Source organism: Aeromonas sp. FDAARGOS 1403 (assembly GCF_019047325.1).
GTDB lineage: Bacteria > Pseudomonadota > Gammaproteobacteria > Enterobacterales > Aeromonadaceae > Aeromonas > Aeromonas dhakensis.
Window position 1 is genome coordinate 559,579 of the sequence record NZ_CP077249.1, and the last position, 22,123, is coordinate 581,701.

Annotated in this window: 22 protein-coding genes and 3 tRNA genes; 9 read left to right on the top strand and 16 right to left on the bottom strand. The window is 62.8% G+C overall.

The genetic code is table 11. The features are described from left to right. Positions 1 to 77: 77 nt before the first annotated feature. The 6 genes from nusG to I6L33_RS02780 all read right to left on the bottom strand — a co-directional run bounded on the left by nusG (position 78) and on the right by I6L33_RS02780 (position 2,753). Entirely contained in the window at positions 78 to 629 is a 552-nt protein-coding gene (gene nusG, locus I6L33_RS02755) for a transcription termination/antitermination protein NusG (protein WP_005306318.1), read from the bottom strand. A 9-nt stretch (positions 630 to 638) separates the two neighbouring features. Next, positions 639 to 1,010 carry a preprotein translocase subunit SecE gene (gene secE / locus I6L33_RS02760; protein ID WP_005306322.1) on the bottom strand — a complete coding sequence of 124 codons (372 nt, stop codon included), beginning with the start codon at positions 1,008 to 1,010 and terminating at the stop codon, positions 639 to 641. 60 nt (positions 1,011 to 1,070) lie between these two features. Continuing rightward, positions 1,071 to 1,147, bottom strand: a tRNA-Trp gene (locus tag I6L33_RS02765). A 53-nt stretch (positions 1,148 to 1,200) separates the two neighbouring features. Further along, complete coding sequence (gene tuf, locus I6L33_RS02770) at positions 1,201 to 2,385, bottom strand: elongation factor Tu (protein WP_005306325.1); 1,185 nt, start codon at positions 2,383 to 2,385, stop codon at positions 1,201 to 1,203. A gap of 170 nt (positions 2,386 to 2,555) precedes the next feature. Next, positions 2,556 to 2,630: transfer RNA gene (locus tag I6L33_RS02775), tRNA-Gly, on the bottom strand. A 38-nt stretch (positions 2,631 to 2,668) separates the two neighbouring features. Then, positions 2,669 to 2,753, bottom strand: a tRNA-Tyr gene (locus tag I6L33_RS02780). A gap of 262 nt (positions 2,754 to 3,015) precedes the next feature. On the opposite strand from I6L33_RS02780, the gene coaA reads away from it, so the two are divergent. Then, a complete protein-coding gene (gene coaA, locus I6L33_RS02785) occupies positions 3,016 to 3,954 on the top strand; it encodes a type I pantothenate kinase (RefSeq protein ID WP_005306328.1) in 939 nt (312 codons plus the stop codon). A gap of 74 nt (positions 3,955 to 4,028) precedes the next feature. Here the strand turns inward: coaA and birA are convergent, their stop codons facing one another. Then, complete coding sequence (birA, locus tag I6L33_RS02790; RefSeq protein ID WP_216973505.1) at positions 4,029 to 4,994, bottom strand: bifunctional biotin--[acetyl-CoA-carboxylase] ligase/biotin operon repressor BirA; 966 nt, start codon at positions 4,992 to 4,994, stop codon at positions 4,029 to 4,031. Continuing rightward, positions 4,991 to 6,028, bottom strand: coding sequence for a UDP-N-acetylmuramate dehydrogenase (gene murB / locus I6L33_RS02795; protein WP_216973506.1), 1,038 nt, complete (start codon positions 6,026 to 6,028; stop codon positions 4,991 to 4,993). The genes birA and murB overlap by 4 nt, the downstream gene beginning before the upstream one ends. Before the next feature lie 127 nt (positions 6,029 to 6,155). On the opposite strand from murB, the gene I6L33_RS02800 reads away from it, so the two are divergent. Both I6L33_RS02800 and I6L33_RS02805 read left to right on the top strand, forming a co-directional pair. After that, on the top strand, positions 6,156 to 6,809 hold the full coding sequence (locus I6L33_RS02800; protein ID WP_005306338.1) for a TrkA family potassium uptake protein: 654 nt from the start codon (positions 6,156 to 6,158) through the stop codon (positions 6,807 to 6,809). Further along, a complete protein-coding gene (locus I6L33_RS02805) occupies positions 6,806 to 8,161 on the top strand; it encodes a TrkH family potassium uptake protein (RefSeq protein ID WP_017781180.1) in 1,356 nt (451 codons plus the stop codon). The genes I6L33_RS02800 and I6L33_RS02805 overlap by 4 nt, the downstream gene beginning before the upstream one ends. A 27-nt stretch (positions 8,162 to 8,188) precedes the next feature. Here the strand turns inward: I6L33_RS02805 and I6L33_RS02810 are convergent, their stop codons facing one another. Then, complete coding sequence (locus I6L33_RS02810) at positions 8,189 to 9,016, bottom strand: AraC family transcriptional regulator (RefSeq protein ID WP_017781181.1); 828 nt, start codon at positions 9,014 to 9,016, stop codon at positions 8,189 to 8,191. 100 nt (positions 9,017 to 9,116) lie between these two features. Between I6L33_RS02810 and I6L33_RS02815 the strand changes: the two genes are divergently transcribed. Together I6L33_RS02815 and I6L33_RS02820 are read left to right on the top strand one after the other, a co-directional pair. Then, entirely contained in the window at positions 9,117 to 9,650 is a 534-nt protein-coding gene (locus tag I6L33_RS02815; RefSeq protein ID WP_017409800.1) for a carboxymuconolactone decarboxylase family protein, read from the top strand. Between the two features lie 13 nt (positions 9,651 to 9,663). After that, the gene (locus I6L33_RS02820; protein WP_017409799.1) at positions 9,664 to 10,098 is read left to right on the top strand and encodes a DUF417 family protein; all 435 of its coding nucleotides are present in this window, start codon (positions 9,664 to 9,666) and stop codon (positions 10,096 to 10,098) included. Positions 10,099 to 10,139: 41 nt separating this feature from the next. Here I6L33_RS02820 and I6L33_RS02825 read toward each other — a convergent pair whose 3' ends face one another. Beyond that, positions 10,140 to 12,095: a DNA topoisomerase III gene (locus I6L33_RS02825; RefSeq protein WP_216973507.1), complete on the bottom strand. Its 1,956-nt coding sequence runs from the start codon at positions 12,093 to 12,095 to the stop codon at positions 10,140 to 10,142. Between the two features lie 361 nt (positions 12,096 to 12,456). Between I6L33_RS02825 and I6L33_RS02830 the strand changes: the two genes are divergently transcribed. Both I6L33_RS02830 and torA read left to right on the top strand, forming a co-directional pair. Continuing rightward, entirely contained in the window at positions 12,457 to 13,587 is a 1,131-nt protein-coding gene (locus tag I6L33_RS02830) for a NapC/NirT family cytochrome c (protein WP_216973508.1), read from the top strand. A 22-nt stretch (positions 13,588 to 13,609) separates the two neighbouring features. Then, positions 13,610 to 16,090: a trimethylamine-N-oxide reductase TorA gene (gene torA / locus I6L33_RS02835; RefSeq protein ID WP_216973509.1), complete on the top strand. Its 2,481-nt coding sequence runs from the start codon at positions 13,610 to 13,612 to the stop codon at positions 16,088 to 16,090. A 146-nt stretch (positions 16,091 to 16,236) separates the two neighbouring features. Here torA and I6L33_RS02840 read toward each other — a convergent pair whose 3' ends face one another. The 4 genes from I6L33_RS02840 to I6L33_RS02855 all read right to left on the bottom strand — a co-directional run bounded on the left by I6L33_RS02840 (position 16,237) and on the right by I6L33_RS02855 (position 19,200). Next, complete coding sequence (locus I6L33_RS02840; protein ID WP_010635837.1) at positions 16,237 to 16,698, bottom strand: hypothetical protein; 462 nt, start codon at positions 16,696 to 16,698, stop codon at positions 16,237 to 16,239. A 41-nt stretch (positions 16,699 to 16,739) separates the two neighbouring features. Further along, on the bottom strand, positions 16,740 to 18,089 hold the full coding sequence (locus I6L33_RS02845) for a sensor histidine kinase (protein WP_216973510.1): 1,350 nt from the start codon (positions 18,087 to 18,089) through the stop codon (positions 16,740 to 16,742). Between the two features lie 37 nt (positions 18,090 to 18,126). Beyond that, positions 18,127 to 18,783 carry a response regulator transcription factor gene (locus I6L33_RS02850; RefSeq protein WP_011707717.1) on the bottom strand — a complete coding sequence of 219 codons (657 nt, stop codon included), beginning with the start codon at positions 18,781 to 18,783 and terminating at the stop codon, positions 18,127 to 18,129. Between the two features lie 84 nt (positions 18,784 to 18,867). Beyond that, positions 18,868 to 19,200 carry a PepSY domain-containing protein gene (locus tag I6L33_RS02855; RefSeq protein ID WP_011707718.1) on the bottom strand — a complete coding sequence of 111 codons (333 nt, stop codon included), beginning with the start codon at positions 19,198 to 19,200 and terminating at the stop codon, positions 18,868 to 18,870. Positions 19,201 to 19,263: 63 nt separating this feature from the next. Between I6L33_RS02855 and I6L33_RS02860 the strand changes: the two genes are divergently transcribed. Next, a complete protein-coding gene (locus I6L33_RS02860; protein ID WP_017781184.1) occupies positions 19,264 to 19,509 on the top strand; it encodes a PepSY domain-containing protein in 246 nt (81 codons plus the stop codon). Positions 19,510 to 19,553: 44 nt separating this feature from the next. On the opposite strand, the gene msrQ is transcribed toward I6L33_RS02860, so the two are convergent. Together msrQ and msrP are read right to left on the bottom strand one after the other, a co-directional pair. After that, on the bottom strand, positions 19,554 to 20,186 hold the full coding sequence (msrQ, locus tag I6L33_RS02865; RefSeq protein ID WP_005306391.1) for a protein-methionine-sulfoxide reductase heme-binding subunit MsrQ: 633 nt from the start codon (positions 20,184 to 20,186) through the stop codon (positions 19,554 to 19,556). 19 nt (positions 20,187 to 20,205) lie between these two features. Beyond that, positions 20,206 to 21,207: a protein-methionine-sulfoxide reductase catalytic subunit MsrP gene (gene msrP, locus I6L33_RS02870; protein WP_117405880.1), complete on the bottom strand. Its 1,002-nt coding sequence runs from the start codon at positions 21,205 to 21,207 to the stop codon at positions 20,206 to 20,208. 370 nt (positions 21,208 to 21,577) lie between these two features. On the opposite strand from msrP, the gene I6L33_RS02875 reads away from it, so the two are divergent. After that, positions 21,578 to 22,060, top strand: coding sequence for a DUF1097 domain-containing protein (locus I6L33_RS02875; RefSeq protein ID WP_010635831.1), 483 nt, complete (start codon positions 21,578 to 21,580; stop codon positions 22,058 to 22,060). The last annotated feature ends 63 nt before the right edge of the window (positions 22,061 to 22,123 follow it).

Genomic DNA, 22,123 nt, shown 5'->3' on the forward strand with positions numbered 1-22,123 from the left:
GCTCCCCAACTAATAAAGGGGCAGCGAATTATAATGACATTCGCTGCCCCTGACAACCGTTAACGAACAGAGTTTAATCAGCCTTTTTCGACCTGACCAAAATCCAGCTCTACCGGAGTAGAACGGCCGAAGATCAGTACGGAGACCTTCACGCGGCTCTTTTCGTAGTCCACCTCTTCAACGGTACCGTTGAAATCGGCGAACGGACCATCGGCAACCCGCACCATCTCTCCCGGTTCAAACAGGGTTTTCGGACGCGGCTTGTCGTGGGCATCTTGCAGACGATTGAGGATGGCATCCGCTTCCTTATCGGAGATTGGAGCAGGACGATCAGAGGTGCCACCGATGAAGCCCATGACGCGCGGTACGTTGCGTACCAGGTGCCATGTGGTTTCATCCATGATCATCTGAACCAGGACGTAGCCCGGGAAAAACTTGCGCTCACTCTTGCGCTTCTGGCCAGCACGCATCTCGACCACTTCTTCGGTCGGGACCAGCACTTCACCGAACATGTCTTCCATGCCATGCATCTTGATATGTTCACGCAGGGATTTGGCGACACGGCCTTCATAGCCGGAAAACGCCTGCACGACATACCATCTCATACGCTGTTCACGTTGTTCAGTCATGGCTTATCCTTACACACCGGTAATCAGGTTGACCAACCAGACCAGGGCACCGTCCAGTACGAACAGCAGCAGCCCCATCACGGCAGTCACCGCCAGCACAATCAGGGTTGTCTGAATGGCTTCCTGACGGGTCGGCCATACGACCTTGCGTACTTCCAGGCGAGACTCACGGGCAAATGCCAGTGTTGCCTTTCCCTTGGTGGTTTGCAGGGCTACTGCACCGGCAGCAGCAATGACAACGACCACACCCAGGGCGCGGACGGCAGCGACAACATCGTTGAGCAGGTAATTACCCACTACAGCGGCAGCCAGGATAATGAAAACCAGGCCCCAAAGCAGGGTATCCTTGCTTCCGCCCTGGCTCTCAGAACTAACACTCATACAACCCACCTGTATCTGACGTAACCAAAGACACAAAAGCCCCGTACGAGACGAGGTATATGGCAGGGGCGGCAGGACTCGAACCCGCAACCATCGGTTTTGGAGACCGCTGTTCTACCAATTCGAACTACGCCCCTGCATAAGAAAGCCCCTATTATAGGGGCTTTGCTTTATTTATGTAAGCCAAAGATTAAGCGATAACTTTAGCTACAACACCAGCACCTACGGTACGACCACCTTCACGGATGGCGAAACGCAGGCCGTCGTCCATTGCGATCGGCGCAATCAGGGTAACAACCATCTTGATGTTGTCGCCCGGCATTACCATCTCTACGCCTTCCGGCAGTTCGATGGTACCGGTCACGTCGGTAGTACGGAAGTAGAACTGCGGACGGTAGCCTTTGAAGAACGGGGTGTGACGACCACCTTCTTCTTTGGACAGCACGTACACTTCAGATTCGAACTTGGTGTGCGGCTTGATGGTGCCCGGCTTGGCCAGTACCTGACCACGCTCTACGTCTTCACGCTTCACGCCACGCAGCAGCGCGCCAACGTTCTCACCTGCGCGACCTTCGTCCAGCAGTTTGCGGAACATTTCAACGCCGGTACAGGTGGTCTTGGTGGTATCTTTGATACCAACGATTTCCACTTCTTCACCAACTTTAACGATACCGCGCTCTACACGACCAGTTACTACGGTACCACGGCCTGCGATGGAGAATACGTCTTCGATCGGCATCAGGAACGGCTGGTCAATTGCGCGCTCCGGCTCCGGAATGTAGGTGTCCAGGTGGCCAGCCAGTTCCAGGATCTTCTCTTCCCACTGAGCTTCGCCTTCCAGCGCTTTCAGTGCGGAACCACGTACCACCGGCAGGTCATCACCCGGGAAGTCGTACTCAGACAGCAGTTCGCGAACTTCCATCTCGACCAGTTCCAGCAGCTCTTCGTCATCTACCATGTCGCACTTGTTCATGAACACGATGATGTACGGAACGCCTACCTGACGACCCAGCAGGATGTGCTCACGAGTCTGCGGCATCGGGCCGTCAGTCGCTGCTACTACCAGGATCGCGCCGTCCATCTGGGCAGCACCGGTGATCATGTTTTTAACGTAGTCGGCGTGACCCGGGCAGTCTACGTGAGCGTAGTGACGGGTAGCGGTGTCGTATTCTACGTGGGAGGTGTTGATGGTGATACCACGCTCACGCTCTTCCGGCGCCTTGTCGATCTGGTCGAAGGCGAAAGCTTTACCACCGAAGTGCTTAGCCAGCACGTTGGTGATGGCGGCGGTCAGGGTGGTTTTACCGTGGTCAACGTGGCCGATGGTACCCACGTTAACGTGCGGTTTATTACGCTCAAATTTTTCTTTAGACATGATCGTCCCTCTAAACTAACGCTGAGTACGCGGTGGCAAGCTAACCACAGAACAGTTTATATGATGGATTTGAATCTGGTAGGGAAGAGAGGCTGGTGCTGACAGGCTGGTTCGATTGCCGAACTCACCCTAGGGTGTGACTCTGCTATCGCCTGAGCCAATCAGCATCTTGGAGCGGGCAGCGGGAATCGAACCCGCATCATCAGCTTGGAAGGCTGAGGTAATAGCCATTATACGATGCCCGCATTTCTCTAACCCAAAGAACTCAAACCGCAGAGAAATATGGTGGAGGGAGAAGGATTCGAACCTTCGAAGGCAGAGCCGTCAGATTTACAGTCTGATCCCTTTGGCCGCTCGGGAACCCCTCCGTTACGTCAATGTCACAACGGTAATTCTGCTTGCACCCGTTGATTTATCGCTTTTGCTGGGCAAATAGACGACAGACATCTAAGCGTCGCGCATTTTATGGTAAGGATTTTGGGGATGCAACCATTGCGCCTTGCAAAATGTGCATTATTGCCAGGAACCAGGCAAAAAAGGACTCACTCTCCGCTCGAAACCGTCGCTTCTCTTGTCGCTCCCGCCCCCCTTGGTGTATGGTCGCCCTGCCCAAGAAACAGTGACGACACCATGACGACAGAGCATAACCCCTATCTGCAATTCACCCGCGAACAATGGGCGTTATTGCGCGACTCGGTCCCTTTGACCCTGACCGAGCACGATCTGCAGACCCTGCGCGGGATCAACGAGAAGGTGTCATTGCAGGAGGTGGAAGAGATCTATCTGCCCCTCTCCCGTCTGCTCAATCTCTACGTCAAGGCCAAGCAGCGCCGCAGCCGGGTGCTGGAACAGTTCCTCGGTCAGTCTCGCGGCAAGGGCACCTACATCATCAGCATCGCCGGCAGTGTGGCAGGCGGCAAGAGCACCACGGCGCGCATCATGCAGGCGCTGCTGGAGCGCTGGCCGGAGCACCCGCGGGTGGAGCTGGTCACCACCGACGGCTTTCTCTACCCCAACAAGGTGCTGGAAGAGCGCGGCCTGATGCGCCGCAAGGGGTTCCCGGAGTCCTACGACATCCGCCATCTGGTGGAGTTTGTCGCCAACATCCGCGCCGGCCACGAGAAAGTCGAGGCCCCCGTTTACTCCCATCTCATCTACGACATCATTCCGGATGAGAAGAAGGTGGTGGAGCAGCCGGACATCCTGATCCTGGAAGGGCTCAATGTGCTGCAAAGCGGCATGGACTACCCGCAGGATCCGCACCGCGTCTTCGTATCGGACTTCGTCGACTTCTCCATCTATGTGGATGCCGACGCCGAACTGCTGCGCACCTGGTATATCGAGCGTTTCCTCAAGTTTCGCAGCGGCGCCTTCTCGGATCCGGACTCCTACTTCCACCACTACGCCAAGCTGGCCGAGAGCGAGGCGACCAAGATCGCCAGCAACATCTGGCAAGATATCAACTATCTGAATTTGAAAGAGAACATCCTGCCTACCCGGGAGCGGGCCAACCTGATCCTGACCAAGGGCAACGAGCACGCCATCGAGCAGATCAAGCTGCGCAAGTAACGGCGGCAGCTCACCCATCAATGAAGAGGGGGCCCGCAGGCCCTCTCTTCATTGGGTGACGGTCAGCGCCGTCATCAGTCGCCCCGACGCAGGGAGATCTCCCCGCCCAGATAGAACTTGATCCCCTCCTCCGTCTCCAGCCGCAGCGCACCGCGATCATCTATGCCGCGCGCCACGCCGCGGATCTCCTGCTCGCCCATCAGCAGTCGTACCGGCCGGCCGGCGAAATGGTCGAGTCGGTTCCAGTCCGCCACGAAGCTGGCGAGCCCCTCCTGTTCGAAGGTGAGCATGGCCTGCTGCAGATGTTCAATCACCCGGCCGGCCAGCAGATTGCGATCCACCAGTTCCGGCTGGATGTGGCGCAATTCGGACCAGGCCTGATCGATCCGCTCCGCCTCCCGGCTCGGCATCGCCAGGTTGAGGCCGACCCCGATCACCAGGTGGCAGCTGGCGCCGGCACTACCGCTCATCTCCACCAGGATCCCCGCCAGCTTGCGGCCCTGATAGTAGAGATCGTTGGGCCACTTGAGCTCAACGCCCGGATAACCGAGGGACTCCAGCGCCTGCACCACGGCCACCCCGACCGCCAGACTCAGCCCCATGGCGGCCGCCATGCCCTGCTCCAGCCGCCAGTACATGCTCAAGATCAGCTGGCAGCCGAAGGGAGAAACCCAGGGCTTGCCGCGCCGGCCGCGCCCGGCGGTCTGGCACTCGGCCAGGCAGCTCTCGCCCGACTGCAGCTGGTTGACCCGCTCCAGCAGGTACTGGTTGGTGGAGTCGATGACCGGGAAGCAGTGCACCGGTGCCATGGGCGCCAGCGCCTGCAGCTGCTCTTCGTCATAGAGCGCCATCGGCACCGCCAGCCGGTACCCCTTGCCGGTCAGGCTGAAGAGATCCAGTCCCAGCTCCTTGAGCGCCGCCATGTGCTTGCTGACCGCCGCCCGACTGATGCCGAGCTGCTCGCCAAGCTGCTCACCGGAGTGGAATTGCCCGTCGCTGAGCAGAGCGATCAGGGTTTGCCGGATGGGAGTCAGGGTCATGCCAGTACCTCGTCGAGCCAAGTTTCACCACGGCGGCCCATGAAGCGCACCTCGTGCTCCAGCACCACCCCGAATTTCTGCTCCACGCTGTCGCGTACGTGAGCCGCCAGCGCGATCAGCTCCATGGCGCTGGCGCCGCCCAGATTGACCAGCACCAGCGCCTGCTCCTGATGGACGGCGGCACGGCCGATGGCAAAACCCTTGAGGCCGCACTGGTCGATGAGCCAGCCCGCGGCCAGCTTGGCCAGCCCTTCACCCGCCGGATAGAGCGGCATCTGGGGATATTTCTGCTTGAGCGACGTTGCCAGCGCGGCAGGCACCACCGGATTCTTGAAGAAGCTGCCCGCGTTGCCGAGCACGGCCGGATCCGGCAGCTTGGCCATACGGGTGGCGCAGACGGTGTCGAAGATGGCCTGTGCCGAGGGCAGTTCGCCCAGTGCGGCCAGCGGACCATAGCCCTGGCTTGGCTGCCAGGCCTTGGCCAGTCGCAGACCGACCGCAGTGATGAAATGGCTGTCCTGATACTCGTGCTTGAAGATGCTGTCGCGATAACCGAAGCGGCAGTCGGCCGCAGCGATGCGCTCTATCTCGCCGCTCTGCCAGTTGAACGTCTCGACGTAGGCACAGACGCTGGCCAGTTCGACCCCGTAGGCGCCGATGTTCTGCACCGGTGCCGCCCCGACCGTGCCAGGGATGAGCGCCAGGTTTTCGAGACCGTACCAGCCCTGCTGCAGGGTGTGGCACACCAGCTCGTGCCAGTTCTCGCCGGCGGCTACGTGCAGCCGCCAGTGATCCCCCTCGTCCTGCAGCGCTATCCCCTTGAGCCGGTTGAGCACCACCACCCCGGCGAAGTCATCGCAAAACAGCACGTTGCTGCCACCGCCCAGCACCAGCCGCGGCAAGCCGGCCAGCTCGGCGTTGGCAACCAGCTGCGGCAGGTCGTCGGTTTGCTCCACTTCGGCCAGCCAGTGGCAGTGGGCATCGAGGGCGAGGGTGTTGAGCGTCAACAGGGAGGCGTGCGGGGTGAGTTTCATCTGCGTGTTCCGACAATGGCAAGCGGGCAGTCTACCTTATATTGCCGCCGGACGAAAAATCCCGCCCTCTTTTCGGACTCATATAGCTGGAGTAGAGTATCCCGCTCCGACTCTTGAGGAAGTACTCATGAACAACCAATTTGCCGTCATCGGCCTGGGGCTGTTTGGCAGCGCGTTGTGTGAAGAGCTGCAGCGCCAGGATGCCGAGGTGCTGGCGATTGACATCGACGAGAGCAAGACCCGCCAGATCGCCACCCTCTGCAACCACGTCATCGTGGCCGACGCCACCGACGAGGCCACCGTCGCCGAACTGGGCCTGGCCGACTTCGACATCGTCTTCGTCGCCATCGGTGACAACCTCGAGACCAGCATACTCACCACCCTCGTCCTCAAGGAGGCAGGGGTGAAGAAGGTCTGGGTCAAGGCGCGCGACAAGTTCCACGCCAAGATCCTGCAGAAGGTGGGTGCCGACAAGGTGATCAACCCGGAGTGGGACATGGGTCGTCGGGTCGCCCAGAGCATGCTGGATAACCGGCTGTTCGACTATCTGGAGCTGGGTCACGACATGGTGCTGACCGAGTTTGTCATCGGCCTGCAGTTGAACGGTCGGGCCCTCAGCGACTTCCATCTGCTGCAACAGAGCGAATTCCAGCTGCTCGCCATCAAGCGTGGCGAGACCCTGCACAACGTGCTGACCGGCAAGATGGAGCTGCAGCTGGGTGACATCCTGATCCTGGCCGGCAACAAGCACGCCATCGACCACTGGCTGGAAACCCTATGACCCGCTGGCGCAGCAGCTACGCCTTTGCCCTGCAGCGGGAAGATGAGTCCCGCTGGAGTGAAGCCAAGCTGATCCTCGGCAGTTTTCTGGTCATCCTGCTGATCGGCACCCTGTTTCTGGTGCAGCCTTCCAGCCACAACGGTCAGGTGAGCTTCATCAATGCCTTGTTCACCGCCACCTCGGCCATCAGCGTGACCGGGCTCGGGGTGGTGGACACCGGCACTGCCTTCACCCTGCAGGGACAGATCTTCCTGCTGATACTGATGGAGATTGGCGGCCTGGGCCAGATGACCATGACCCTGCTGCTCATCGCCATGTTCAGCAAACGGGTCGGCCTGCGCCAGCAGGTGCTGGCCAAGGAGGCGCTGGGCCAGGAGGGCTCGGTCAACATCATTCAGTTGGTGAAGCGCATCGTGCTGTTCGCCTTCATCGCCCAGCTCATCGGCACCGCTCTGATGGCCATTCGCTGGGTGCCCGAGATGGGGTGGGAGCGCGGCCTCTACGTCAGCTTCTTCCACGCGGTGTCGGCCTTCAACAACGCCGGCTTCTCGCTGTTTGCCAACAATCTCATGGACTACCGGGACGACCCCGTCATCAGCCTGACCATCGCCGGTCTGCTGATCCTCGGCGGGATCGGCTTCACAGTCATCGTCGATCTGGTGCGCAACCGCCGCTGGCGCAAGCTCAAGCTGCACAGCAAGCTGATGCTGATCATGACCCCGGGTCTGCTGCTGCTGGGAACCCTGATGTTCTGGCTGCTGGAGCACAACAACCCGGGCACCCTCGGCAAGGTCTCCTTCGGTGGCCAGTGGCTGGCGGCCTTCTTCCAGTCTGCCAGCGCCCGTACCGCGGGTTTCAACACCATCGACATCGGCCTGATGACCCCGGCCGCCCTGCTGTTTCTGATGATGCTGATGTTCATCGGGGCGGGTGCCACCTCCACCGGTGGCGGTATCAAGGTGACCACCTTCGCGGTGGTGCTGCTGGCGACCAAGGCGTTTCTGACCAAGCGCCCTCATGTCACCGCCTTTGGCCGCACCCTCTCGTCCCAGATAGTGACCCGATCGCTGGCCATCATCATGGTCAGCACCATGGTGTTGATGCTGGCCATGTTCCTGCTGATGCTCACCGAGCAGCAGCCCTTCGACAAGATCATGTTCGAGACCATCTCGGCGTTTGCCACCGTGGGGCTCTCCACTGGCATCACCGCCACCCTGAGCGAGCCTGGCAAGCTCATCCTGGTGCTGGTGATGATCTGCGGCCGTCTCGGCCCGCTCACTCTGGCCTTCATGCTGGCTCGCCCGGTCGAAACCCGCATCAAGTACCCGGAAGAGACCGTCTACACCGGCTGATGACACCGGGGCCCGTCGCGGCCCCGGTCACTCGCGCTGCCGCGCCTTGAGCCAGCGCCCCGGGCTCATGCCAAACTCCCGCTCGAACGCCCGCCCGAAGGCGGTGCCCCCGCTGTAACCCGCCCCCAACGCCACCTGGGTAATGGACTCCCCCGCCAGCAGCTGCTGACTGGCCAACACCATCCGCCAGCGCGTCAGATAGTCCAGCGGCGTCTGCCCGGTCAGCGCCTGAAAATGAGCGGCGAAGCGGGCGCGCGACATGCCCGCCTCCCGCGCCAGGGTCGCCACCGTCCAGGGCTCGTCCCCGCGCTGATGCATGACCGCGATGGCCCGAGCCAGCCGCGGGTCGGAGAGGCCGGCCAACATCCCCTGCCGGCAGAGCCCCTGTTCCACCAGATGACGCAGCAAGAGGATCAGCAGCACTTCCAGCAGACGGGAGAGGATCGGCGGCTGACCGTAACGCTCGACGAATGCCTCCTCGAACAGCAGGGTCAGTACCGGCGCAATGGCCGGGATCGTCTGCAGCGGCAACACCAAGGTATCCGGTAACGCCAGCTGCAGTGGTGAGTCTCCTGCCGGCCCGAACGACACGCTGGCACACACCAGGTCACAGCCCGCCAACTGGCGGGGTTCGAGCCTGTGAGCCTGCCCCCTGGCGTAGAGGATCAGGGTCGGCTCGGTCAGCAACAGGGGTTCACCCCCCTCTTCGCGCAGCAGCAGTTCGCCACGGCGCAACAAGTGCAGATGGCCACCGGCGGGATAGTCGCTGCTGTGAGAGTGCTGACACAGGTTGCCGGCGAAAAAGAGACTGGCCTGGGGAGCGGCATGGGCCAGCAATATCGAGAGTGGATCCATATTTGAGACGCCTGGTAGTCAATGATGGACTCTGGGTGATAAACCGTACCATTAAAACCGGCATAGTGTCTCCCGTACCCAACCCAAACAGGAGCACATCATGAGTCGCATTCACGCCGTCGTGCAGCCCAAACCGGCAGCCGCCCCCACCTTCGCCGCTCTTAAAAGCAGCCTGGGCATGGTCCCCAACCTCTACGCAACCCTGGCCCACTCACCGGCCCTGCTCAACGGTCTGCTCGGCTTTGCCGACGCGCTGGGCAAGGGGCGGCTCAGCGCCCGCCAGCGGGAGCTGCTGGCACTGGCCATCGGTCAGGCCAACGCCTGCCAGTACTGCCTGTCGGCCCACACTCTGCTGGCTGGCCGGGCCGGTTTCGATGACGACGCCATCCGGGCTGCCCGTCTCGCCCAGGCAGCGGATCCGCTCGATCACGCCCTGTTGCAGCTGGCGGTCGCCCTGGTCACCCAGCGCGGTGTCATCAGTGATGCGCAACTGGCCGCCGCCCGGGCGGCGGGCGTGGATGATGAGCTGATGATGGAGGTGCTGGGGCAGGTGGTCATCAATACCCTGACCAACTACGGCAATCATCTGGCAGAAACCGACATCGACTTTCCGCCCGTCACGCTCACCCCATGACAGAGGAGCAGAAATGGAACGTCATGACCGAGGTTTTCTGATCGCCCTCGCGGGGGTGGTACTGACCCTGCTCTGGATCGGCGTGTTCAAGTTCACGCCGACCGAGGCGGCGGCCATCCGGCCACTGGTGGCAAGCCACCCGCTGATGAGCTGGCTCTATGCCGTGCTCTCGGAGCAGGCAGTCTCCAATCTGATCGGGTTGGTCGAGATCCTGATCGCCGGCGGCCTGATTGCCGGCCTGTGGCGGCCACGTCTGGGCTACTGGAGCAGCCTGGGGGCCATCCTGACCTTCCTCGTGACCCTCAGCTTTCTGCTGACCCTGCCGGGCGTCTGGAAGCTGGTCGACGGGGTGCCGGTCACCGAGTTCTTTATTTTCAAGGATCTGGTGCTGCTCGGCGTTGCCTGGCACTACCTGAATTTGAGTCGCGCCAGACTGGCCGACGCCTGACGACAATGCCTTTTTGCGCCCCGGAAGGGGCGTTTTTTTTATCAGGCGGCCCTGGCTGGCCGCTTGCCTGCCCCTGTCGTGCCACCACTCGCCGGGCTGCGCTTGCGTTTGGTGAAGCGACGCTTGTCGGCCCCGGGCGCCGCCTTGGGCAGGGCGCTGAAGCTGGCCCCCGAATCCTGCCTGGCGCCGTCGATCAAATCGTTCAACTGCTCGGTGAGCGGCCCCATGAACTGCTGATAGCTCGCCTGCCGCTCGGCAATCCGGCCGAGATGCTGCTCCCACAGCGCCGTCATGTCCGGGGTGGTGGCCGTGGCCGGCAGGGCCTGGATCAACGCCCGCCCGGTGGGGGTCGCCTTGATGCTCTTGCCCTGACGCACCAGAAAGCGGCGCTTGAACAGCAGGTCGATGATGCCGGCCCGGGTCGCCTCGGTGCCGAGGCCGTCGGTTTCGCGCAGGGTCTTGCGGATCTCGGGATCCTGCACGTAGCGGGCGATGCCGGTCATGGCGGCCAGCAGGGTGGCATCGGTAAACGACTTGGGCGGCTGGGTCATCTTCTCCAGCAGCTCCCCCCGCTCGCACAGCAACTGCTCGCCCTGACGCAGGGCAGGCAGGGTTCCCGCCTCCTCCTCGTCATCTTCCTCCACCCCGAGCAGCGCCTTCCAGCCCGCCTTGAGGATCCGCCGCGCCTTGGCCTGAAACTGCCCGCCGGCGATGCGCAGCAGCACCTTGCTGTCGTTGTACTCGAACGGCGGGTAGAACTGCAGCAGATACTGGCGGGCGATCAGGCCATACAGCCTGGCTTCATCGCCACTCAGGCTCCCCTCGTTGCCGTGCTTCTCGGTGGGGATAATGGCGTGGTGGGCATCCACCTTGCTGTCGTTCCACGCCTTGCTGCGGATCTTGCCGTCCGCCTCGCTCACCGCCCTGGCCAGCGCCGGCGCCGTGCTGGCGATGGCCTCCCGCACCTGGCCGGCCCGATTGAAGTGCTCGCTCGGCAGATGGCGGCTGTCGGATCTGGGGTAGGTGATGAGCTTGTGCCGTTCATAGAGGCTCTGGCAGACATCCAGCACCCGTTTGGCGTCCATGCCGAACCGCTTGGCGGCATCGATCTGCAGGCTGGAGAGGTTGTAGGGCAGCGGCGCAGCCTGCTTGCGGGCCTGCTCCTCCACCTCTTCCACCAGTGCGCTCTGACCCTGGATCCGCTCCACCACCTTGGCGGCCAGCGCCCGGTTGAGCACCCGCCCCTCCTCGTCCTGCCAGGGCAGACAGGCCTCGGAGGGCAGCCACTTGGCGCTGAAACGCTCGTTGTCTTCGGTCTGTAGATGGGCCAGCACCTCGAAGAAGGGTTTGGGCACGAAGGCCTCTATCTCGAGATCCCGCCGCACCACCAGCCCCAGCAGCGGAGTCTGTACCCGGCCGACCGAGAGAAGCTCGCTGCAACCCCCCTTGCGACCAAGCAGGGTATAGGCGCGGGTCATGTTGATGCCGTAGAGCCAGTCGGCCCGGCTGCGGGCCAGCGCCGACACCGCCAGCGGCACGAATTCCTTGTTGTCTCTGAGCTTGTCGAGGGCGCGGCGCACCGCCGGCGGGTTGAGATCGCTGATGAGACAGCGCAGCACCGGCCGGGTTTTGCCATAGCCGAGAAAGTCGATCACCTCGTCCACCAGCAGTTGCCCCTCCCGGTCCGGGTCACCGGCGTTGACCACGCAGTCGGCCTGCTTGAGCAGGCGCTTGATGACGGTGAGCTGGGTCTTGGTCTTCGGCTTGGCCACCAGTTGCCACTGGCTCGGGATGATGGGAAGGGATTCCATGCGCCACTGCTTGTAGGCGGCATCGTAGGCATCGGGCTCGGCCTGCTCCAGCAGGTGGCCGATGCACCAGGTCACCACATCCCCCTGCGCGGTTTCGATGAAGCCCTCCCCCTTCTTGTGGGGCTTGGGCAGCACGTCGGCAATGGCGCGCCCCAGACTGGGCTTCTCGGCGATAAAGAGTCGCATGGCAAACACCTGGATACTGTATATGCGAACAGTATATACCGGGCCCAGGGCAAAGCCCAAGCCCCTGCCAGGCGCGAGACGACAGGCTGCTGCACAGGCAAGAGAAGGGAGCAGGGAGTCATGGCCCAACGATAAAAAGTGGAGAGAAAGTGGCGCAGCGGCATCAATTACGCCTCAAACGAGGAGCAAAAAGACGGTAAAATCGCAGGATGTTAGATTAAATTCAGTTAAATGATAAATAACAAAATAATAATTGCATTTAAAATAACAATACAAAATATAAATCATGATAGAGGTCAATCAACTACCTCTCCATAGATACTACTATATTGGTAATATTTGAACGTAGGAAAACGCCGTCATGCTTGGAAAACTGTTGAGAAAAACCTGGTTCTGGCTACTGCTGCTTGGAGCCCTCTTGGGCGTTGCAGCGCTGGGGGTCACGGTGACCGTCATGCACAAGACCAGTTCCACCGAGTTCTGCGTCTCCTGCCACTCCATGCAGACCCCGCTGGCCGAGTATCAGGGCAGCGTCCACTTCCAGAACGTGAAGGGCATCCGCGCCGAGTGCGCCGACTGCCACATTCCGGGTGATCCCACCTCCTATCTGTGGACCAAGATCCGCGCCGTGAAGGACATCTATCACGAGGCGATCGGCACCCTCGACACGCCGGAGAAATACGAGGCCCACAAGCTGCGCATGGCGCAGTCGGTGTGGGACGAGCTGAAGGCCAACGACTCCGCCACCTGCCGCAGCTGCCACAGCTACGCGGCCATGGACATCCTGGCCCAGCGCCCCAACGCCCGCTCCGAGCACCCGGTCGCCATCAAGGAGGGCCAGACCTGCATCGACTGCCACCGCGGCGTCGCCCACATCATGCCCGACATGAGCGGCCTGGCCGCCGCCGGTGCCAGCGAGCTGGCGCAAGCCGCCGCCCAGACCCCGGCCAACGTCACCACCCGTTACGCCATCGCCACCACCCCGCTCTATCTGGATGCCGGCGCCAAGACTGACGAAGGCACCCTGATGCCCTCCACCCAGGTGGAAGTGCTGGCCAACGACAACGGCCGCGCCCAGGTGCGCATCGACGGCTGGCAGCAGGACGGGGTGAGCGAGGTGTTCTACGCCGCCCCCGGCAAGCGCATCCTGAGCACCCTGCTCGGCGACAAGGCCAAGGCACAGCTCACCACCGGCAAGAGCGAAACCGACAGCGCCACCAACCTCACCTGGCATCAGGTCAGCCTGACCGCCTGGGTGGATCAGAGTCAGCTCATCGGCGATCAGGGCAAGCTGTGGCAGTACGCCTCCACCCTGATGTCCAACAACTGTACCGGCTGCCACGGCCTCACCGCACTGGATCACTTCAACGCCAACCAGTGGATCGGTGTCATCAAGGGGATGGAATCACGCACCTCCCTGACCCCGGAACAGGCACGCATGTTGACCCAATACGTCCAGAAACATGCCAGTGACATGAACGCGGCGCACTAAGGCTGGCACAGAGGAAATCGTCATGACTTTTTTTACCGATAAGCAAACCAATCTCTCCCGCCGCAACCTGCTCAAGGGGCTCGGCGCCTGTGCCGCCCTGCCGCTGCTGGCCGGCGTCTTCCCGAAAAGCGCGCTGGCCCAGGCCATCAGTACGGCCCTTGAACAGTTCCCGACCCTGGTGCCGGCCCAGAAAGGCATCCTGACCGGCGCTCACTGGGGGGCCTTCGAGGCCATCGTCGAAGAGGGCCGCATGGTACGGGTCCAGCCGGTGGCCGATGATCCGGCCCCCAACGATCTCATCGACATGGCGCCGTTCCAGGTCCACGCCAAGAACCGCATCAAGTACCCCATGGTGCGCAAGAGCTGGCTGGAGCAGGGCCCGGGTGCAAAACCCGAGCTGCGCGGCGCCGACGAGTGGGTGCGGGTGAGCTGGGAGAAGGCCATCGCCCTGGTGGCCGGCGAAATCAGCCGGGTGCAGAGCGACTTCGGCCCGCAGGCGATCCACGCCGGTTCCTACGGCTGGAAGAGCGTCGGCATGTTCCACAACAGCCGCACCCTGCTGCACCGCCTGATGAACCTGGCGGGCGGCTTCACCGGCTATGCCGGCGACTACTCCGCCGGCGCAGCCCAGGTGATCATGTCCCACGTGATGGGCTCCATCGAGGTGTATGAGCAGCAGACCGCCTGGCCCAACGTCATCGAGCACGCCGAACTGGTGGTGCTGTGGGGGGTCAACGCCCAGGTCACCCTGAAGAACAGCTGGAACATGCCGGATCACGAAGGTCAGGCCGGCTTCAAGGCGCTCAAGGAGAAGGGTACCCGCATCATCAGCATCGACCCTGTCTACAACGAAACCGCCAAACTGGCCGGGGCTGAATGGATTGCGCCGAATGCCTACACAGACGTGGCCATGATGCTGGGGGTAGCCCACACCCTCTACAGCGAGCAGAAGCACGATCAAGCCTTCCTCGACCGCTACACCACCGGCTTCGACAAGTTCCTCGCCTATCTGCTCGGCAAGGAAGACGGCCAGCCGAAGAGCGCCGAGTGGGCGAGCACCATCTGCGGTGTCGACGCCAAGGTGATCCGCCAGCTGGCCCTCGACATGGCGTCCAAGCGCACCATGATCATGGCGGGCTGGGGCATGCAGCGGCAGCAGCACGGCGAACAGCCCAACTGGATGCTGGTCACCCTGGCCGCCATGCTGGGCCAGATCGGCCTGCCGGGCGGCGGTTACGGCTTCAGCTACCACTACTCTTCCGGTGGCAGCCCCACCGCCAAGGGCGGCATCCTGGCGGGCATCTCCGCCGGCAATGCGCCGAAGAACGGGCCGGCGCCGATCCCGGTGGCCCGCATCGCTGACTGTCTGGCCAACCCCGGCAAGACCATCGACTTCAACGGCCGCAAGGTGACCTACCCGGACATCAAGCTGGTTTACGTGGCGGGCGGCAACCCCTTCCACCACCACCAGGACACCAACAACCTGGTCAAGGCCTGGCGCAAGCCGCAGACCGTGATCGTGCACGAGCCTTACTGGACCGCCACCGCCAAGCACGCCGACATCGTCCTGCCGGCCACCACCAGCTACGAGCGCAACGATCTGGAGATGGGCGGCGACTACTCCCAGCGCTACGTCTTCCCGATGCACCAGTGCGTGCCGCCCCAGTTCGAGGCGCGCAATGACTTCGACATCTTCCGCGACGTCGCCGCCAAGCTGGGTCTGCAGGAGCAGTACACCGAAGGTAAGGACGAGATGCTGTGGCTCAAGCAGATGTACGACGGCATGGCCGCCCAGGCCCGCGGCGCCCGGGTGGCGCTGCCGCCGTTCAACATGTTCTGGGAGTCCAACAACTACATCCGCTTCCCGGTGCCCGAGGCGAACCGCCAGTGGATCCGTCACGCCGATTTCCGCGAGAACCCGCTGCTCAACCCGCTCGGTACCCCGTCCGGCAAGATCGAGATCTTCTCCAGCACGGTGGCCGGCATGGGTTATGCCGACTGCGCCGGCCATCCCAAGTGGTATGAGCCCAAGGAGTGGATCAAGAGCAAGGAGGCAACCCGCTATCCGCTGTCGCTCAACACCTCGCACCCGACCCAGCGGCTGCACTCCCAGCTCGACAACACCCCGCTGCGGGACAAGTTCGCCATCGCCGATCGCGAGGCGATCCTGATCCACCCGGACGACGCCAAGGCACGCGGCATCCAGGATGGCGATCTGGTGCGGGCCTTCAACGACCGCGGCCAGATCCTGGTGGGGGCCCTGCTCTCGACCGACATCCGCCCGGGGGTGGTGCGGGTGTGCGAAGGGGCCTGGTTCGATCCGGCCAAACCGGGCGAGGCGGGGAGCCTGTGCAAGAACGGCAACGTCAACTGCCTCACCTTCGACGAGGGCACCTCCAGCCTGGCGCAGGGCAACTGCGGTCACATGGCCCAGCTGCAGATCGAGAAGTACCAGGGCCCGGCCCCGGTCAACACCGCCCATGCGGTGCCGGCCAACGCCTGAGCAGAGGACTGAGCAACAAAAACGGCGCCATCAAGGCGCCGTTTTCTTATCGCGGTTTGTGGTGTGACTCGGAAGCCACCCTCAACCATCTACTCTTGTGCACACTCCACCCGCTTTGCAGCCAGAGCGCGGACAAGGGCTCAGAATCAGAAGTCCCCTTCCACCATGTACTCTTCCGCACACTCCACCAGCTGAGGCCAGAGTTCTTCCGGCACCCAGGCATCCGGGTCATCTTCATCCCCGTCGTACTGGCTCCAGAAGTAGCGGCGCAGGCCGGAGGCGAAGTCATCGCTCAGCTCGGCCAGCTCGGAGAGCGGCCCCAGCCAGGCGATGCGGCGCAGGCCGGAGGCGAGATCGTTGATGGCGTCCATCAGGCCGCGATCGTCGAAGCTCTGCTCCACCAGCAGGGTGAAGCGCTCGCGCGCCCGCTCGGTCTGATCCTCATCCAGCTCGCCCACGTCGGCCAGCAGGTCGACGAAATCTTCCAGCAGGAAGGCAATCAGGCTGTCGCGATCCTCAAACCACTGGATCTGGGCCCCCTTGGTGCCCAGCACGGAGGCATCGAACGAATCGTCGAGGTGACACAGTGCCCATGGATCATCGGTCATGGTTCTCTTCCTCAGGCTAAAACAGGTGCCATATCTTATGCCTAGCTCTCCACTCTTGCCACCTTGGGCAGCGAGAGGGAAGCAGCCAGCCCGCCCAGTTCGGCGCGTCCCATGATGAGGCTGCCGCGGTAGGCTTCCGCCAGATCGGAGACGATGTTGAGCCCCAGCCCCGAACCCGGCACCTTCTCGTCGAGCCGCACCCCGCGCAGCACTGCCTTGGCGATCTGATCCTCGCTCATGCCGGGACCATCATCCTCGATGCGCAGGGTGATCCAGCCCCCCAGCTCGGCGCTGGAGATGCGCAGCCGGCCGACCGACCACTTGAAGGCGTTCTCCAGCAGGTTGCCCACCATCTCGTCGAAGTCCTGCTCCTCCACCCCGACCGCCAGGGTGGCCGGCACCTGCAGATCCACTTCCCGGCCCGGATAGAGGCGGGAGAAGGCGCGGCAGATGTACTCCACCCGCGCCCGCACCGGGGTCGACACCCCGAGGATCTTGGCGGCGCCGGTCACCCGCGCCTTGCCGAGGTGGTAGTCGATGTGGCGCTGGATCTGATCGAGCTGCTCGCCGAGGGCGGCCTGATCCTCCGGTGGCAGCTGGGCCACCTGGTTGCGCATGATGCTGAGCGGCGTCTTGAGGGCGTGGGCCAGGTTGCCGGTGTGGGAGCGGGCCCGCTGCAACAGCTCGCCATAGTGGTGCAGCAGCCGGTTGATGTCCTCCACCAGCGGCTGGATCTCCAGCGGGTAGCGCAGCCGGAACCCCTCCTGATGGCCCTGATGGACCCGGCTCAGCTCGCGCCGCAACAGGTGCAGCGGCCGCAGGCCGTAGACGATCTGGAACATGAAGCCGAGCACCAGCCCGGTCGCGGCAAAGCCGAGGCCGAGGAACAGGCTGATGCGGGTCTTCTTCAGGGTCTGGGTCAGGGCGCTGCTGTCCTTGGCCATCACCAGGGTGAACACCCGATCCGAACCGGGCAGCAGCACGGTACGGGTCATGATCAGCAGCGGCTCCTTGTTGGGCCCCTTGCCGACGAACAGATCCGGATCGCCGAAGGCCGACTTCAGGCCGTGCACGTCGAGGTGCACATCCCACAGGGAGCGGGAGCGGCTGACCACGCTCTCCCCCAGCTCCAGCTGCCAGTAGTAACCGGAGTAGGGCTGGCGAAAGCGGGGATCGGCCATGGGTTCGGTGACCACCGGCAAACCATCCGGCTGGATCTCGAGGCGGGAGAGCAGATCGTAGAGCTGCAGGCGCAGGCCGTCGGCCTCCGCTTCCTGCCAGTAGTTGCGCATCATGGTCTGCAGGCTGAAGCCGGTGGCGAACAGGAACAGGCCGCACCAGACCATGGCGATGACCACCAGCCGCCCCCGCAGGGTACGCACCAGCCTCATTCAGCCGCTCCGCTGCAAAAGGGCATCAAGATCAGGCTCATTCGTTTATCCGGTAGCCAAGGCCGCGCACCGTCTCGATGAGATCGGAGTGGGTCTTCTTGCGGATCCGGCCGATGAACACCTCTACCGTGTTGGAGTCGCGGTCGAAATCCTGGGCGTAGATGTGGTCGATCAGCTCGCTGCGCGACACCACCTTGCCCCTGTGCTGCATCAGATAGCCGAGCACCCGGAACTCGTGGGCGGTGAGCTTGATGGGGGTGCCTTCGTACCACACCTGAGAGGCCGCCATGTCCAGACGCACCCCGCCGATCTCCAGGATCGAGCTGGCGTTGCCCGCCGCCCGCCGCACCAGGGCATGGACCCGGGCCACCAGCTCGGCCACCTGGAACGGCTTGGTGAGGTAGTCATCGGCCCCGGCGTTGAGCCCCTCGATCTTCTCGTGCAGCTGGCCACGAGCGGTCAGCACCAGCACCGGGGTGTCGATCCCCTTGCTGCGCCACTCCTTCAGCACGCTCAGGCCGTCGCGCCCCGGCAGACCGAGATCCAGAATGATGGCGTCGTAGGGCTCGGTCTCGCCGAGAAAGCCGGCCTCGTTGCCGTCGTGGCAGAGGTCGGTCACGAAACCGGACAGGCGCAGCTGTTCCGCCAGCTGGCCAGCCAGGGTCTTCTCATCTTCAACTATCAGAATTCGCATAAATGGGTATCCAAAGCAGGGTTGTGCCGGAACCGGCAGCGGTTGGGGGGACGAACTGGACGGTGGGTTCGCGGGCTCACTCCATCACTCCTCTTCCGGGGGCGGACGCGGTTCGAACAGCCGCTCCAGATGGTGACCCTTGAGCCACACCATCTCCAGGTTGTCGGCCCGATAGCCCACCTTGATGACGCTGTTCTCGCTGTCGATCAGCTTGAGTTCGTACAGCCAGATGCCGTCCTCCTCCCCCAAATCGACCCGCAGCACCCGTACCGGCAAGCGGGAAGCCACCTCCATCACCTCATGAAAGGGGCGCACCCGTCCCTCGCTGACCGCCTGCTGCAGCAAGGCCTCGTTCGGCGTGGCCGCCTGTGCCAGTGCCGGCAGCAGCAACCCAAGCAGAGACAGGGCTCTATTCATGGATGATTCATCTCCCAAAACCTAACATAATGCCGTTTATAGTCTGCCAGCCATGAATCCGGAATGAATATGATCCTACGCAGTTTCCTGCTGATCCTTTGCCTCTTCTCCACCCTCGGCTGGGCGGCCGAAAGCCGTCTCGACATGGCAGGGCTGGTCAAGCTGCTGGTGGCCCAAGGGTATCACGACATTCGGGAAGTGGAGCTGGAAGGGGACAAATTCGAGGTGGAAACCCTGGATGCCCAGGGGCAGCGGGTACGACTCCTGGTCGACGCCCATACGGGTGACATCAAAAAAGAGGCCGACTAGGCCTCTTTTTTATGGCAGGTTGCCGGGGCGGCGCACTGCCGGCCTCATGCCTCCCTCAGTTTCTGCGGCCGAAGCCGGCGCCAGGGGCGCAGCAGCTTGTCGCGGCGTGGCACCAGCAGGGCACAGGCCAGCAACAGGTAGATGAGCGGCTCCTGCCAGCCGCTCTTGAGCGACCACCAGTAGTGCACCGGCACCAGCAGGGCCACCGCGTAGATCCAGTTGTGCAGCTTCTGCCAGGCCGGCCCCATGCGCCGCAGCAGGGCCGGGATCGAGGTGAGGCTGAGCGCCAGCAGCAACAGCAGCGCCACCATCCCCACCACTATGTAGCTGCGCTTGACCAGCTCACCGCCAATCAACCGCCAGTCGAACTGCAGATCCAGCCCCAGCCAGACCATAAAGTGCAGACCGGCCCAGGCGGCGCACCAGAGCCCGAGCGGGCGGCGCAGCTTGATGAGCTGCCCCTGCCGCCAGCGTTTGGCCAGCGGCGACACCAGCAGGGTAAGCAACAGCAGATTGAGCGCCCCCTTGCCCAGATAGTGGGTCAGCCCCTGTACCGGATCCCCTCCCAGCAGACCGCCGGGCACGGCCACCAGCAGCCAGAGCAGAAACCCCAGCGAGGCGAGGTGTACCAGCGCCCGCAGCAAGGTGATGTGACGCGCCGTCAGTCGCAGAGTCATGATGTCAGCTCCTCTCGTCTCAATACCACTTGCGCAGGTCCATGCCCTGATAGAGGGACGCCACCTCGTCGGCATAGCCATTGAACATCAGGGTCGGCTGGCGCTTGGCGCCGAAGATGCCCCCCTCGCCGATGAAGCGCTCGCTGGCCTGGCTCCAGCGCGGGTGATCCACCGCTGGATTGACGTTGGCGTAGAAGCCGTATTCGTTGGGGGCCAGCAGGTTCCAGGTAGTGGGTGGCATCTCCTCCACCAGCCGGATGGAGACGATGCTCTTGATGCTCTTGAAGCCGTACTTCCAGGGCACCACCAGCCGGATCGGCGCACCGTTCTGGGCCGGCAGCGCCTTGCCATAGAGCCCCATCGCCAGGAAGGAGAGCGGATGCATCGCCTCGTCGATACGCAGCCCCTCAACATAGGGATAGTCGATGCCACCGCCGAGGGAGCGGGAAGCCTGACCGGGCAGCTGCTCCGGATCATAGAGGGTCTCGAACGCCACGAACCTGGCGCGGCTGGTGGGCTCGGCCCGGCGAATAAGGTCCGCCAGCGCGATGCCGCTCCAGGGCAGCACCATGGACCAGGCCTCCACGCAGCGCAGCCGGTAGATACGCTCCTCGAGCGTGCTCTTGTTGATGAGATCCCACACATCCAGGGTAAACGGCTTGGCCACCTCCCCTTCCACCTTCAGGGTCCAGGGCTCGGGCTTGAGGTAGTGACCGTTGCGAGCCGGATCCCCCTTGTCGGTACCAAGCTCGTAGAAGTTGTTGTGGGTGGTGGCCTTCTCCTCCGGCGTGAGGATCAGCCCCTCCGGCCGGGCGGCGGCGTGGATGTTGAGCGCCCGGGTGGCGACCGGTGCCGGCTTGTCGCCAGAGAAGAGATCGAGCACCCCGGCCTGGGTCGGCAACGCCAGGGTGGCGGCGCCGAGCCCCAGCCCTTTCAGGATCAGGCGACGATCCTGATAGACGGCTTCCGGCGTGACGTCCTGTTCGATGAGGTGATGGGCAGAGCGGCGCTTGAGCAACATGGAAAAACTCCCGGGGCGATGAGGGTAACAATCATAAGACCCGCCCCGGCCGAGTTTTATTTCACGGAAAATTACATGAACTGATAGAGGGGCAGTGCCTTGGCCATGGTTCCGACCAGAAACAGCACTACGAACACCAGCAGGGGAACGATCACATTTGGCACCATCAGACTCACTCCATGAGCAGGACAGGGCCTCTAACTATGGTGCAGACACGACCGCCTCACCATGAATTTTTTTCGCGAGCGCAAGCGTATTCCTGAGTTGAAATGAGTGATGCAGATCACACACAATTCCGCCCCTGCTTGCCGCCCCCCCTGCGCGGGGTAGGCTCCCCTTTTTCCGGATTTCACTACTGAAGAGTCACGCCATGAGCCCATTGATCGCCATCGCCATCACGACCGGGATCCTCTCCGCCGTCTGGGGCTGGGTCGCCGTCACCCTCGGCCTCATCTCCTGGGTCGGCTTCCTCGGCTGCACCAGCTACTTCGCCTCCAGCGGCGGCTACAAGGCGCTGCTGCAGACCCTGCTGTGCAATGCCAGCGGCATGCTGTGGGCCCTGCTGCTGATCCATGGCGACGCCTGGTGGGGCGCCGGGGTGGCGGGTTACCTGATGACCGGGGTGGTGGCGACCCTGATGTGCGTGCAGGCCAGGCAGCAGTGGCTCTCCTACATTCCCGGCACCTTCGCCGGTTGCTGTGCCACCTTCGGAGCGGCGGGAGAGTGGCGACTGATCCTGCCATCGCTGGTGATAGGTGCGCTGTTTGGCTACCTGATGAAGGCGAGCGGCCTCTGGCTCTCCCATAAAACCCAGAAAACCCACGCCACGGCTGGCGTCACCGACCCGGCTTGAGCCGGCCTAACGTGACCGATTCGGTCTGAAACCAGAGGGGCGGCCCGTCATCAACGGGCCGCC

Coding starts and splice junctions, on each gene's coding strand:
- nusG (WP_005306318.1), bottom strand. CDS start 629: ATGACTGAACAACGTGAACAGCGTATGAGATGGTATGTCGTGCAGGCG.
- secE (WP_005306322.1), bottom strand. CDS start 1,010: ATGAGTGTTAGTTCTGAGAGCCAGGGCGGAAGCAAGGATACCCTGCTT.
- tuf (WP_005306325.1), bottom strand. CDS start 2,385: ATGTCTAAAGAAAAATTTGAGCGTAATAAACCGCACGTTAACGTGGGT.
- coaA (WP_005306328.1), top strand. CDS start 3,016: ATGACGACAGAGCATAACCCCTATCTGCAATTCACCCGCGAACAATGG.
- birA (WP_216973505.1), bottom strand. CDS start 4,994: ATGACCCTGACTCCCATCCGGCAAACCCTGATCGCTCTGCTCAGCGAC.
- murB (WP_216973506.1), bottom strand. CDS start 6,028: ATGAAACTCACCCCGCACGCCTCCCTGTTGACGCTCAACACCCTCGCC.
- I6L33_RS02800 (WP_005306338.1), top strand. CDS start 6,156: ATGAACAACCAATTTGCCGTCATCGGCCTGGGGCTGTTTGGCAGCGCG.
- I6L33_RS02805 (WP_017781180.1), top strand. CDS start 6,806: ATGACCCGCTGGCGCAGCAGCTACGCCTTTGCCCTGCAGCGGGAAGAT.
- I6L33_RS02810 (WP_017781181.1), bottom strand. CDS start 9,016: ATGGATCCACTCTCGATATTGCTGGCCCATGCCGCTCCCCAGGCCAGT.
- I6L33_RS02815 (WP_017409800.1), top strand. CDS start 9,117: ATGAGTCGCATTCACGCCGTCGTGCAGCCCAAACCGGCAGCCGCCCCC.
- I6L33_RS02820 (WP_017409799.1), top strand. CDS start 9,664: ATGGAACGTCATGACCGAGGTTTTCTGATCGCCCTCGCGGGGGTGGTA.
- I6L33_RS02825 (WP_216973507.1), bottom strand. CDS start 12,095: ATGCGACTCTTTATCGCCGAGAAGCCCAGTCTGGGGCGCGCCATTGCC.
- I6L33_RS02830 (WP_216973508.1), top strand. CDS start 12,457: ATGCTTGGAAAACTGTTGAGAAAAACCTGGTTCTGGCTACTGCTGCTT.
- torA (WP_216973509.1), top strand. CDS start 13,610: ATGACTTTTTTTACCGATAAGCAAACCAATCTCTCCCGCCGCAACCTG.
- I6L33_RS02840 (WP_010635837.1), bottom strand. CDS start 16,698: ATGACCGATGATCCATGGGCACTGTGTCACCTCGACGATTCGTTCGAT.
- I6L33_RS02845 (WP_216973510.1), bottom strand. CDS start 18,089: ATGAGGCTGGTGCGTACCCTGCGGGGGCGGCTGGTGGTCATCGCCATG.
- I6L33_RS02850 (WP_011707717.1), bottom strand. CDS start 18,783: ATGCGAATTCTGATAGTTGAAGATGAGAAGACCCTGGCTGGCCAGCTG.
- I6L33_RS02855 (WP_011707718.1), bottom strand. CDS start 19,200: ATGAATAGAGCCCTGTCTCTGCTTGGGTTGCTGCTGCCGGCACTGGCA.
- I6L33_RS02860 (WP_017781184.1), top strand. CDS start 19,264: ATGAATATGATCCTACGCAGTTTCCTGCTGATCCTTTGCCTCTTCTCC.
- msrQ (WP_005306391.1), bottom strand. CDS start 20,186: ATGACTCTGCGACTGACGGCGCGTCACATCACCTTGCTGCGGGCGCTG.
- msrP (WP_117405880.1), bottom strand. CDS start 21,207: ATGTTGCTCAAGCGCCGCTCTGCCCATCACCTCATCGAACAGGACGTC.
- I6L33_RS02875 (WP_010635831.1), top strand. CDS start 21,578: ATGAGCCCATTGATCGCCATCGCCATCACGACCGGGATCCTCTCCGCC.